Origin of the sequence: Corynebacterium lujinxingii (assembly GCF_014490555.1) — a bacterium.
GTDB classification, from domain to species: domain Bacteria; phylum Actinomycetota; class Actinomycetes; order Mycobacteriales; family Mycobacteriaceae; genus Corynebacterium; species Corynebacterium lujinxingii.
In genome coordinates, this window is the sequence record NZ_CP061032.1 from 520,794 (window position 1) to 533,147 (window position 12,354).

Consider the following 12,354-nt stretch of genomic DNA (forward strand, 5'->3'; position numbering starts at 1 on the left):
ATGTCATCTTCGCGTCCTTCACCAGTGCCGCCGGCAGCCCTCGAGCCCAAGGCGTACCTCGTCCCACGCGAGCGCAACACCGCGCCGCGGACCTGGGATAACGACATTCCCCAACAGGGACTGTGGAAGGTCACCGGCGACGCCGGATCGGGTGTGAGTAGTTTTCTGGTGGATACGGCTGCGGCGGCGGTTCGTCGTCACGCAGGCAACGGCGATCCAGGCGGGATTTTGCTGCTCACCGACTCGAAGGAAGCGGCGGCGCGCCTGCGCACGCAGTTGTCGGACACGCTGGCGCAGTCCGGGTTTGTTACCGACGAGCCGATGGTGCGCTCCGTGCACTCGCTCGCGTTTGCCATGTTGCGCGCGGACTCAGACGAGGAGATTCGCCTGATCTCCGGCGCGGAGCAGGACGCGGTGATCCGCCAGCTGCTGCAGGGCCAGGCGGAGGACAACCGTGGCACGTGGCCTGAGGAGCTGCGTGCTGCGCTGCCGTTTGTCGGCTTCGCCCGCCAGTTGCGCGACTTTCTTCTGCGCGCCGTTGAGCGCGGTCTCGGGCCGGACGATCTGCGTGCGTTGGGGGAGCAGCACGGTATCGACATCTGGAGCGCGTCCGGCGACTTCTTCCGCGAGTACCGGCAGGTCATGGCGCTGACCGGCGCACGCCGCCTCTCGGCGTCGGAGCTGATCGACCAAGCCGCGCGGCTGCCGCTGCCGCGCGCGTGGCACACCGTGATCGTGGACGACGCCCAACACCTCGCCCCCGCCTCCGCCGCGCTGGTGAAACGCCTGTTGCAGCAGGCGGACCTCGGCGTAGTCGGCGGGGACGAGGAGCAGTCCGTGTTCCACTTCCGCGGCGCGTCCCCGGAATTCCTGCGCACGATGGGTGGGCTCGACCACCAGGTGATTGACCTCGGCGGGACTAAGCGCGACCCACGCCGCAGCGTCGCACTCGCGCCGGACGAGGGCACGCAGCTCGCCGCGGTCGCAGATGCGTTGCGACGAGCCCATTTCGAACACGACGTCGCCTACTCCGATATGGCAGTGATCGTGCGTTCCACCCCGGGCATCGAACCGGCGCGCCGAGCGCTGCTGCGCGCGGGAGTGCCGGTCTCGCTCAACCCGACGGACTTGGTGCTCTCCGAGCAGCGCCTGGTCGCCTCGCTGCTACTGGGGATTCGGGCCCTCTATGAGGAACTGTCCCCGTCCGAGTGGCGCGACTTGTTGCTCGGCCCGGTCGGCGGCGCGGATCCGGTGACGCTGCGCCGCCTGATCCGCGGCCTGCGCCGGTGGGCGCCCGAGCAGCGCGCGGAGGAGACCCTGCGCCGTCTGCTCACCGACCCCGCGGGCCTACCGGACTTTGACACCATGCTCACCGACCGCGAACTGGACATTTTGAACCACGTGCGCGGGGTCCTCGACGCAGGCCGTGAGGCCTACCGTGACGGCGGCAGCGTGGAGGAGATCCTCTGGGCGCTGTGGTACGCCACCGGCTTGTCCAACCGCCTGCTGGCCTCGGCGCTGCGCGGTGGCGCGACCGGTTCGCAGGCCGACCGCGATTTGGACTCCGTGATGGCGCTGTTCGACGCTGCCGGCGACTACACCGAGCGCCGCCCGTCGGCAGGCGTGGAGTCCTTTGTGGACTTCATCATGGAGCAACAACTGCCCACCGGCGTGCGCGACCGCCGCACCGCCACCCCGGACGCCGTATCGCTGCTCACCGCCCACGGCGCGGCGGGGCGCGAGTTCCGTCGCGTGATCGTTGCCGGCGTGCAGGACGAGACTTGGCCGAACTTGGGTGAGACCGGCTCACTGTTCCGCCAGGAGGACCTGGTGGATCTGGTGGACCGCGGGGTGGACCCGGACGTGCCGGTGCCGCACGCAGCGGAGCGTCTGGTGGAGGAGCGCCGCCTGTTCAACGTGGCCGCCACTCGCGCCACCGACTACCTGCTGGTCACCGCGGTGGATAGTGATGCCGGCGACAACGTGGATGTGCCCTCGCGGTTTATCGACGAGTTCTGCGCCGAATTCGGCATCACCCCGGCGAAACTGCGGCTGAACTCCGCGCCGCAGGCGGATCTTGGCGACGACACGGAGACGCTTGTGCGCGTGCTTGCCCACGACGATCTCATCGCCGAGTTCCGCCGTGTGCTCACCGACCCCGACGCCGGCGAAGCGAAACGCGCCCAGGCTGCCCGACAACTTGCCCGCCTTGCAAACGCCGGCGTGCTCGGCGCGGACCCGCAGCAGTGGTGGACGACCACCCAGCCGTCCACGGACGAGCCGCTGGGGCAGCACCCGGCGCTGTCGCCGTCGCGCATCGAGAGCCTGCTGGAGTGCCCGATGCGCAACGTGCTCGAGCGCATGGCGGGGCTGAACGAGTCGTTGCCGATGGTCTACGGCGCGATGGGGCACGCCTACCTCGAAGCGCTCGGCCGTGGCGTGGACCCGGACGACGCTTATAACGCCGTCGTCGCCGCCCGCAAGGAGGCCACCGACGTGCCGGCCTGGAAGCGCGAGCGCGACATCGAAGAGTTCGAGGCAATGCTGGATCGCACCCGCACCTGGCTGGAAACCAGCCGCGGCGCGTTCGAGCAGGTGGCGGTGGAAACCAGCGTGGACGTGCAGGTCAGCGACAACGCCCGCATCCGTGGACGCGTGGACCGCCTCGAGCGCGACAGTTCCGGCGCGTTGTACGTGGTGGACTTAAAGACGGGCAAGAACGCGATTGCGCAAAAGGACGCCGACAACAACGCGCAGTTGCTTGCCTACCAGTTGGCGCTGTCCAAGGGCGCGCTCGCCGCTGACGGCCGCGTGACCACCGCCCACGGCGACTCCTACCTGGATGTCGGCGGTGCAATGTTGGTGTACCCGGCGAAGGAGACGTCGTCGATTAGCACCCGCGAGCAAGCCGCGAAAACACCGGAGGAGTTACAGGAGTTCGCCGAGGCGATCGACGGCTTGCCGGACGAGATGACCGGCCCGACGCTTCTGGCCACGACAGGACCGCACTGCGACCGCTGCAGCGTGCGCGCGCTATGCCCGGTACAGCCCAAGGGGGAGATGATTCACAATGCCTAACCAGAAACCGATGCCGCCGAAGGTCCTGTCGAGCTACCTGGGCCAGAAGTTCCCGCCGACCGAACAACAGGCGGACGTGATCGGCGCGGAGCCGGGACCGCTGCTCGTGGTCGCGGGTGCGGGCGCGGGCAAGACGGAGACCATGGCTGCGCGTGTGGTGTGGCTCGTCGCTAATGGCTACGCGCGCCCGGAGGAGATCCTCGGGCTGACGTTTACCCGCAAGGCGGCGCAGGAGATGAACAAGCGCATCCGCGACCGCCTTGCGACACTGGCACACAACCGCGACCTAGTGGCACGACTCGACCCGTCGGGCGAGTTGGCCAAGCGCCTCGAGGTCATCGCGCCGCAGGTGAGTACCTACGACACGTACGCCGGCATGCTCAACCGCGAGTACGGCCTGCTGGTGCCGGTGGAGCCGGATTCGCGCCTGATCACCAACGCGGAGTTGTACGCGATCACGCTCGAGGTGGTCACCAACTACGCGGACACTCTGCTGCCGGACGGGACGAACCGTTCGCTGGCCTCGGTGGTGGAAAACGTCCTCGAGCTGATGACCGCGATGGGCAACGACCTGACCACCCCGGAGTGGGTGAGCGAACATGCGCGCGACTACCTCGCGGAGACGGAATCGCTGCCGATGGCCAAGCGTTCGCGCACTGAATTTTCGAAGCACATGGCGAAGTGGCGCGCGGTGCAGACCGAGCGCACGCACTACCTGCCGCTGGCGGAAGCGGTGACCGAGGAGCTGCGCAAGCGGGGCGTGACCACGTTTAACCAGCAGATGTCCATCGCGGCCGGGTTGGCGCGCGACCATGCGGTGGTGGGGCAGTCGCAGCGCTCCCGCTACCGGGTTGTCATGCTGGACGAGTACCAGGACACCTCGCACGCCCAGCGCGTGCTGCTGCGCAGCCTGTTCGGGGAGGGGCAGGACCCCGGCCTGACCGTGACCGCGGTGGGTGACCCGATGCAGGCGATCTACGGCTGGCGTGGGGCGACGGCGGCCAACCTCGCGGCGTTTGTCGACGACTTCCCGCTCGACGACGGCGCCCCAGCCCCGAAACTGCAGCTGACCACCTCGTGGCGCAACCCGCCGGAGGTGCTGGACCTGGCCAACGGTGTCTCTGATGCGATTCTTGGCACCGGCGAGACCCGCGCCGTGGCCCCGTTGGTGGCACGCCCGGGTGCGGATGAGGGCGATGTGAAACTCGGTTTCTTCCCCACCCAGGACGAGGAAATCGCGTTTGTCGCCGACGAACTCGCCGCCGCGTATGCGCGTGCGGGTGAGACGGGTGAGCCGCTTTCCGCGGCGGCGCTGGTGCGTGCAAACAAACAGTCGCCGTTGATGGCGGCAGCACTGGAAGAGCGTGGCGTGCCCTACGAGATCGTCGGCGTGGGCGGCTTGCTGGAACTGCCGGAGATCGCGGACACCGTCGCCGTGGCCACGATGCTGGTGCGTCCCGACGACACCGCCGCGGCGCTGCGCATCCTCGCCGGCCCAGCAATAGGCCTCGGCCTGGCGGACCTGAAGGCGCTGGCCTCGCGCGCGAACAACCTGCGCGGCATTGACGAGTACGACGACACGCTCGACCAGATCGACGACCCGTACGCGCACCTGGTGGGGCAGCTGGAAGAACTGGTAGGGCAGGCCGAGGACATCGTCGCGCGCACCGACCGCCCGGAGGGGATCACCGACGCGCTGGCCGATCTCGGCGAGCCGGAGCGCTACAGCGAAGAGGGTCTGGCCCGCATGCGCGATGCAGCCGCGAAATTGCGCTGGCTGCGCACACACAGCCTGGGCAAGCGCTTAAGCGACCTGTTCGCGGACATCATCCACGTCTTCGGCATCCGCACCGAGGTGCTCTCGCGCGACACCGTTGCCGGCGCGGTGCACTTGGACCGCCTGCTCGAGGCCGTCTCCGCCTACCCGGGCTCGAGCCTGGACGGGCTGCTCGACTACTTCGACTTGGCCCGCAAGCACGAGGACAGTCTCGCCCCGGGCGCGGTGACGCTGAAGAACGACCGTGTGCAGATCATGACCGCCCACAAGTCCAAGGGCCTGGAGTGGGACACCGTGGCGGTGCTGCACGCCGATGCGCGCACGTACAAGCCGAAAACGGAGACCTTCCTCACCTGGGTCCAGCATCTGCCCACGGAAACGTTCGGCGACCCGGACATCTACCCGGTATTCGCTGAGGTGGAAACGCGCACCAACTTCGAGGCCGCCGCCAACGAGTGGAAAAAGACGGTCACCGCGGAGCTGGAGGAGGAAGCGGCGCGCGTGTTCTACGTGGCGGTGACGCGTGCGGCGAAAAACCTGATCGTCACCGGGTCTCGCCGTCGCCCGGGCGCGAGCACCGAGGCGGAGCCGTACGTCCACTTCACCACCATGCGCGACGCCGCCGACGAGGACTGCATCGTGTGCTGGGACGACGGGCTGGAAGAGGCAGACGACGAGCCCCAAGCAACCCACGAGCGCGCCGGGCGCTGGCCGCACTACGCGCCCACGCTTGCCGACGACACCGCCGCCGACGCCGTCCGCCACGCCCAAGACAACCTCCCCGAATTCACCGACGGTGAACTGTTCGCCCTGTGGGAGCGCGACGTCTCGGCGCTCATCGAGGAACACGAGCAGGCGAAAACCGGCGACGTGCCGGTGATCATCCCGGGCGAACTGACCGCCTCGGACGTGGTGGCGCTCAAAGCCGACCCGGAGCAGTTCGCGCGCCGGGCCCGCCGGCCGGTGCCGTTTAAGCCGAACACCTACGCCAAGCGCGGTACCGCCTTCCACGAGTGGCTGGAGGAGTTCTACGGCGCCCGTCCGCTGCTGACCGAGGACGAACTACCCGGCGGCGACGAGGCGGATGTGGACCGGGCAACGCTCGAGCGGCTCAAGCGCAACTTCGAAGACAGCGAGTGGGCATCGCGCACCCCGACGTTTGTCGAGCACCCCTTCGAGTTGGCCATCGGCGACGCCGTGGTGCGCGGGCGTATGGACGCGGTGTTCGAGGACGCAGACGGCTGGACCGTGGTGGACTGGAAGACCGGTGAGAAGCCGAAGCGCGACGCCATGCAGTCCGCGCAGCTGCAGCTCGCGGTCTACCGCGAGGCGTGGCGGCGCATCTCAGGTGATGGGCGGGCGGTGCACGCGGTATTTTTCTACGTGCGCACCGGCGAGACGTATGCTCCGGCTGAGCTGCCCGGTGCGGCAGAGATGGAACAACTGCTGTATAACGCGGCGCATGCCGGTGAAGTGTAAGGACGGGTCGGAATGAAACTGCGCAGGCTTTTCACGCTGGGTGTGGACGCTGCGGACCGCTCGGGCATCCCGGTGCACAACCTGCTCGACGTGATCAGCATCCCGACCACCACGCGCGCCACCCCGTGGTCGCTGATGGCCAGGCGCTTCGGCTACGCACTCGCGCTGATCATCGTCATCGCGGTGCTGACGTATTTGGACCGCGACGGCTACTCCGAGCCGCTGACGTTCATCGATGCGCTGTATTACTCGGCCGTGACCTTGTCCACCACCGGTTACGGCGATATCACGCCGGTGACGCAGTCGGCGCGCGTGTTCAATATTTTCATCATGACGCCGGCGCGAGTGGCGTTCCTGATGCTCCTCGTCGGCACGACCCTGTCGGTGCTGACGGAGGATTCCCGTAAGACGCTCCAAATCCAACAGTGGAGGAATACCGTGCGCAACCACACCATTGTCATCGGCTACGGCACAAAGGGCCGCTCGGCTGTCGACGCGCTCGTGGCAGGCGGCGCCTCGCCGTCGTCGATCGTCGTTATCGACCCGGACCCGGGCGTGCTGGCCATTGCGGAGAAGCGCGGCCTGGTCACCGTCCACGGCAACGGCACGAAGTCGGATGTGCTGCGCATCGCTGCGGTGACCAAGGCGCGCTCGGTGATTGTCGCGCCGTCGTCTGATGATACTGCCGTGCTGATCACGCTGTCGGTGCGCGAGTTGGCGCCGTCAACGATGATCGTGGTCAGCGTGCGAGAGAGTGAGAACCAGCACCTGCTTATGCAGTCGGGTGCTGATTCGGTGATTGTGTCGTCGGAAACCGCGGGCCGCTTGCTGGGCATTGCGACGGTGACCCCGCCGGTGGTGGAGATGATGGAGGACCTGCTCAGCCCGGACGAGGGCTTCGCGGTTGCCGAGCGCCAGATCGCCGACGACGAGGTGGGTGCAAACCCACGCCACCTGGCCGACATCGTGCTGGGCGTGGTGCGCTCCGGTGAGCTCTACCGCATCGATTCGCCTGAGGCGGAGACCGTCGAGCCGGGCGATCGCCTGCTGTACGTGCGCATGAAGACCGACGACATCTGGAGCAAGTTGGAAAAGGCGACACGCGATGACGATTGATTTGAGCGTGCTTGACGACGACCAACGTGTCGCCGCCGAAGCACCCCGCGGCCCCGTGTGCATCCTCGCCGGCGCGGGCACGGGTAAGACGAGGACGATTACCTACCGGATCGCGAACCTGATCGACCGCGGCACGATCGCCCCGAACAAGGTGCTCGCGGTGACGTTCACCCAACGCGCCGCCGGCGAGATGCGCGACCGCCTGCGCACGATGGGCATCGGCGGGGTGCAGGCGCGCACATTCCACGCCGCGGCGATGCGCCAGCTGCAGTACTTCTGGCCCCAGATCGCGGGCGATCTGCCGTGGCGGCTGTTGGACAACAAGTTCCCGCTGGTTGGCAGGGCGGCGCGCGCGGCCGGGCTGGATACCGGCAAAGATATGGTGCGTGACCTGCTCGGCGAGATCGAGTGGGCGAAGGCCAGCGTGATCGGCCCGGACGACTACGCCGCGCGCATCGCGGAGACCCCACGCACCCCGCCGGCGGACCCGGCACGGGTGGCGCAGGTCTACCGCAACTACGAGGAGGCGAAGACGAGCCCGGAGGGGATGCTGCTCGACTTCGACGACCTGCTGTTGCACGTCGCGGGCGCGCTTGAGAACGCCCCGGCGGTGGCGGAGGAGTTCCGCGCGCAGTACCAGACGTTCGTGGTCGACGAGTACCAGGACGTAACCCCCTTGCAGCAGCGCGTGCTGGAGGGCTGGCTGGGCGAGCGCGACGATCTCACAGTGGTGGGTGACGCGAACCAGACCATTTACTCGTTTACCGGCGCGACCCCGGACTATTTGCTGAACTTCTCGCGCACCTACGAGCACGCCACGGTGGTGAAACTGCAGCGCGACTACCGCTCGACTATCGAGGTCACCGAACTGGCCAACACGGTCATCGGCAAAGCGAAGGGGCGCGTGGCCGGCACCCGCCTGGAACTGGAGGGCATGCGCGGACATGGCCCGCAGCCGCAGTTCAACGGCTACGACGATGAGCCAGCAGAGGCTCGCGCGGTGGCGCAGGCGATCCGCAAGCTTCTCGACGACGGCGTCCCTGCCCGCGAGATCGCCATCTTGTACCGCATCAACGCCCAGTCCGCAGCGTTCGAAGCCGCGCTCGCCGACGCCGGCATCGCCTACCAGGTCCGCGGCGGCGAGGGCTTCTTCCAGCGCGCGGAGATCCGCGAGGCGATTTCGAACCTGGTGCGCGCGGCGAACCGCTCGGATCTGCCGAACGACCCGGTGGCCGTCGCCCGCGCGGCCTTCGCCCCGATCGGACTCACGCAGAACGAGCCGGAGGGCGCGCAGGCCCGCGAGCGCTGGCAGTCGCTGACCGCCCTGGTTGATCTCATCGAGGAGATCGTGCGCACCCGCGAGGCCGAGGATCTGCCGCAGGTGTTGCGCTCGCTGCGCCAGCGCGCGGAGGCGAAGCAGCCCCCGGCCGTCGACGGCGTGACCCTTGCCAGCCTGCACGCCGCGAAGGGCCTGGAGTGGGACGCGGTGTTTCTGGTCGGCCTGGTGGAAAACACGCTGCCGATCTCGCACGCAATCAAGGCTGGCGACGACCAGATTGAGGAGGAGCGTCGCCTGTTCTACGTCGGTGTGACCCGCGCGCGTGAGCACCTGCACCTGTCGTGGTCGCTGTCGCGGCAGGAGGGCGGGCGCAAAAACCGCTCCCGCTCGCGTTTCTTGGACGGCATCGCGCCTGAGCTCGAGGTGGAGAAGTCCCCGGAGCGGCTCAAGCGCAACCGTCGCTGCCACGTGTGCGGCAACCCGCTTGTTACCCCTGCGGATAAGGCACTGGGCCGGCACGAGGACTGCGAGCCGAGCTACGACGAAAACGTGCTCGCCGCCCTGAAGCGCTGGCGCCTGGACGTCTCGCGCGCGGCAGGCCACCCGGCGTACATGGTGTTCTCGGACGCGACCCTCATCGCGATCGCGGAGGCGATGCCGACCGACGAGCGCGAGATGCTCAACATCTCTGGCGTGGGCCCGATGAAGGTGGAAAACTACGGCGCGGGCGTGCTGTCCACGCTCAACGAGCACCGCCACTAGAACATCTAGAAGCACATCGGGCAGTCCGGGTGCGGCATCACCCGCGTAAGCGAAACCGGAGCGGGGGAGTAGGGGTCGACCACCACCACGTCGCCGGCAACGGGCGCAGGCGCCGACACCCCGGGCGGGTCCGGTAGCCCGGCGAGCCGGCCCACCACCGTCGCCGCAGCAGCCGCGGCGGCAGCGACGACGACCGGCTCCACCGACTCCGCCGGCGGCAGCGACTCCAGCACGTGGTCGAAGTTCGGGTCGTGCTCCAGCACGTACAGCCACGCACACACCGGGCACGGACCGCCGCCCGCGCACACCGGCCCGACCACCACGCGGGAATCGAAGTGCTGCACCGGCACGACCGCACCGGCGCGCCCGCGGGTCACGGCGGCGATCTGCTCGGCGTCCCCGGCGCAGTCGACGGCCACCACCGGCACTGCAGGGTCGTGGTCGAGGAGGAACTTCGTGGCCGACTCGTCTTTCAACTGGGCCCGCACCGATGCGCCACGCGCGGACAGCAGCGCACCGATCTGCGACGCCAGTGCCCCGCGCCCGAGCACCAGCACACCCGGGGAGGTCACGGGGACCAGCACGCGGTAGGAGAGGAGGTCGTGGATGAGGCTGTGCGCGGTGTCGTCGTCAAGCGGGAGTGACGCGACGGCATTCTTCAACAACCTGGACTTCGACAGCGCGCCGAGTGCTGCGGCGACGGCCTCGGCATCGGGCACGGTGATCAGCCCGGTGCGGGTGGCGTCGGCGCCGAATTGGATGGTGCCAGGCGCGCGGACGAAAACGCGTGCGCTGGGCGCGAGTTTGATGCGCGTGGTGTCGCCGATTGCCATGTGAATTACCCCCCGCGCGCATCCTACAATGACGGGCTGTGTCTGGCATGGAATACCGCGTGATCCGATCGGCCCGCCGCAGTAAAACGGTGCAGGCCAGAGTGGTTGGCGGGGTGGCGGAAATCCGCATCCCCGCGCATTTTTCCGCGCGTCAGGAGCGCGAGGTGGTCACCGAGATGCTGGCCAAGTTGGAGGCGAAAACCACAACGCGTTCGCTTGACGACGACACCCTCACCGCCCGTGCTCGCCACCTCAACAACAAGGTGTTGGACGGCCGGGCGAGAATCGGCTCGGTGCGGTGGGTGTCCAACCAAAACACACGCTGGGGGTCGTGCACCGTGGCGACGGGGGATATCCGAATCAGCGATAGGCTCCGCGACGTGCCCGCCTACGTCCTGGACGCGGTACTCGTGCACGAACTGACGCACACGTTCATCCCGAACCACTCGAAGGAGTTCTACGCCTGGGCGGATCGGGTGCCCAAAGCGGAGCGGGCGCGCGGGTACTTGGAGGCGTACCAGCGCCACGGCTAGACGCGCCGCCGGGCGGAGCCTACAGCTCCGTGCCGTCCTGGCTGCCGTCGTCCTTGCCGTCGCCGTCCTCGCGCTTCAGCTCTGGGTTGTTGCGCATCTCTTCTTCGAGTTTGGCGAACTCGTCGTCGAGGTCGGTGTCGGTGGTGTCGTCGAGAAGCGTGTCGATAAACGACGCCGGGTTGTCCAGCTGCTCGGTCGACGGCAATAGGTCGGGGTGGGACCAGACGGCGTCGCGACGCTCTACGCCCACCGCCTCCGTGGTGCGGCGCCACAGTTCGGCGGCCTCGCGGGTGCGCGGGGCGGACAGTTCGATGCCGACGATGTTGGCAAAGGCCTGCTCGGCGGAACCGCCGGTGGCGCGGCGGCGCGCCCATGCCTCGGCGAGTTGCGGGGTGGAGGGGATGCGATCGCCAAGCGCCTCGCCGACGACGATGTCGACCCAGCCCTCGACAAGCGCGATCAGGGTTTCCAGGCGCGCGGTGGCCGCGGCGTTGCGGGAGCCGACGCGCGGGGAGAGGTCCTCGTTTTGCAGGTTCTGCATGGCCTCCTGGATCTGGGCGGGGTCGCCGCCTTCCAGGTTCAGCCCGCGCACGGCTTCCTCGATATGGGAGGTGTCGATCTCCAGGCCGGCGGCGTATTCCTCGACGGAGGAGACGAGGCGCTCGACAAGCCACGGCACGTGGCGGAACAGACGCTGGCGCGCGGCTTCGCGTGCGGCGATGTAGACCATGACCTCCTGGCCGGGCAGTTCCAGGCCCTTGGAGATCTCCGCGACGTTGCGTGGCAGCACCGCGGCCACGCCGGAGGGTGCCACAGGCAGGCCGAAGTCGGTGCCGGTGAGCGCCTGCTGGGCGAGGTCGCCGAGCGCGTGGCCCAGCTTCATGCCGAACTGCATGGAGTTCATCTGGTTGACCATGCCGGCCATTGGGCCCATCATCTCGCGGGCCTCTTCCGGCATGGTGTCCATCTGCGCACGCGTCATGTGAGCGGCGACCGGGTTGACCAGGCGCTTCCACATCGGCATCGTTTCATCCAGCCAGTCCTTCGCGTTCCAGGCCTTGGCCTGGGCTTGGCTGGCGGGTAGGTCGGTGGCGCCGTCGAGCCAGAGCTCGGCTAGGCGCACGGACTCCTCGACAGCGGTGGTGTCGGCGGCGCTGACGGAGGTCACTCCGGCGATGCGCTGGCGTGCCATGCGGGCGGCGAGGTCGAAATTCACGGCGTCCGACTCGTCGCGGTTGTTCATCGACGAGCCCATGCCGGAGAGCATTTGGCCGAACTGGTTCAAAATGTCGCCAAGACCGCCCTGGCCCTGGCCGCCGGATGCGCCGAAGCCTTGGCCGGAACCGAAGCTTCCGCCGAAGCCGAAGGCAGCAAACGGGTTGTTGGCGTCGCCGCGCCCGTTGTCGTTGTTGTTGCCTTCGTTGTCCCTGCCCTCGTTGTCGTCGTTGGGAAAGGAAAATCCGAATCCGTTACTCATACCCCGCCACAATACAGCCG

At 68.0% G+C, this 12,354-nt stretch carries 7 protein-coding genes; 5 read left to right on the forward strand and 2 right to left on the reverse strand.

Going from position 1 to position 12,354, the window contains the following annotated elements:
* The 4 genes from IAU68_RS02530 to IAU68_RS02545 are packed head-to-tail and all read left to right on the forward strand — an operon-like array spanning nt 1 to nt 9,491.
* Nucleotides 1-3,078, forward strand: coding sequence for an ATP-dependent DNA helicase (locus IAU68_RS02530; protein WP_171194204.1), 3,078 nt, complete (start codon nt 1-3; stop codon nt 3,076-3,078).
* A complete protein-coding gene (locus IAU68_RS02535; protein WP_171194203.1) occupies nt 3,071-6,334 on the forward strand; it encodes an ATP-dependent helicase in 3,264 nt (1,087 codons plus the stop codon). Before IAU68_RS02530 ends, IAU68_RS02535 begins: the two co-directional genes overlap by 8 nt.
* A gap of 12 nt (nt 6,335-6,346) precedes the next feature.
* Nucleotides 6,347-7,450, forward strand: a complete 1,104-nt coding sequence (locus IAU68_RS02540; protein WP_171194202.1) for a potassium channel family protein — start codon at nt 6,347-6,349, stop codon at nt 7,448-7,450.
* Complete coding sequence (locus IAU68_RS02545) at nt 7,440-9,491, forward strand: ATP-dependent DNA helicase UvrD2 (protein ID WP_171194201.1); 2,052 nt, start codon at nt 7,440-7,442, stop codon at nt 9,489-9,491. Before IAU68_RS02540 ends, IAU68_RS02545 begins: the two co-directional genes overlap by 11 nt.
* 5 nt (nt 9,492-9,496) lie before the next feature.
* Here the strand turns inward: IAU68_RS02545 and IAU68_RS02550 are convergent, their stop codons facing one another.
* Complete coding sequence (locus IAU68_RS02550) at nt 9,497-10,324, reverse strand: hypothetical protein (protein ID WP_171194200.1); 828 nt, start codon at nt 10,322-10,324, stop codon at nt 9,497-9,499.
* A 47-nt stretch (nt 10,325-10,371) separates the two neighbouring features.
* On the opposite strand from IAU68_RS02550, the gene IAU68_RS02555 reads away from it, so the two are divergent.
* Nucleotides 10,372-10,857: a M48 metallopeptidase family protein gene (locus IAU68_RS02555; RefSeq protein WP_171194369.1), complete on the forward strand. Its 486-nt coding sequence runs from the start codon at nt 10,372-10,374 to the stop codon at nt 10,855-10,857.
* A gap of 19 nt (nt 10,858-10,876) precedes the next feature.
* Here IAU68_RS02555 and IAU68_RS02560 read toward each other — a convergent pair whose 3' ends face one another.
* Nucleotides 10,877-12,334: a zinc-dependent metalloprotease gene (locus IAU68_RS02560; RefSeq protein ID WP_171194199.1), complete on the reverse strand. Its 1,458-nt coding sequence runs from the start codon at nt 12,332-12,334 to the stop codon at nt 10,877-10,879.
* Nucleotides 12,335-12,354: the final 20 nt, after the last annotated feature.

Excerpts from the sequence above, each read along its gene's own strand:
- IAU68_RS02530 (WP_171194204.1), top strand. The coding sequence starts at position 1 with ATGTCATCTTCGCGTCCTTCACCAGTGCCGCCGGCAGCCCTCGAGCCC.
- IAU68_RS02545 (WP_171194201.1), top strand. The coding sequence starts at position 7,440 with ATGACGATTGATTTGAGCGTGCTTGACGACGACCAACGTGTCGCCGCC.
- IAU68_RS02560 (WP_171194199.1), bottom strand. The coding sequence starts at position 12,334 with ATGAGTAACGGATTCGGATTTTCCTTTCCCAACGACGACAACGAGGGC.
- IAU68_RS02555 (WP_171194369.1), top strand. The coding sequence starts at position 10,372 with ATGGAATACCGCGTGATCCGATCGGCCCGCCGCAGTAAAACGGTGCAG.
- IAU68_RS02550 (WP_171194200.1), bottom strand. The coding sequence starts at position 10,324 with ATGGCAATCGGCGACACCACGCGCATCAAACTCGCGCCCAGCGCACGC.
- IAU68_RS02535 (WP_171194203.1), top strand. The coding sequence starts at position 3,071 with ATGCCTAACCAGAAACCGATGCCGCCGAAGGTCCTGTCGAGCTACCTG.
- IAU68_RS02540 (WP_171194202.1), top strand. The coding sequence starts at position 6,347 with ATGAAACTGCGCAGGCTTTTCACGCTGGGTGTGGACGCTGCGGACCGC.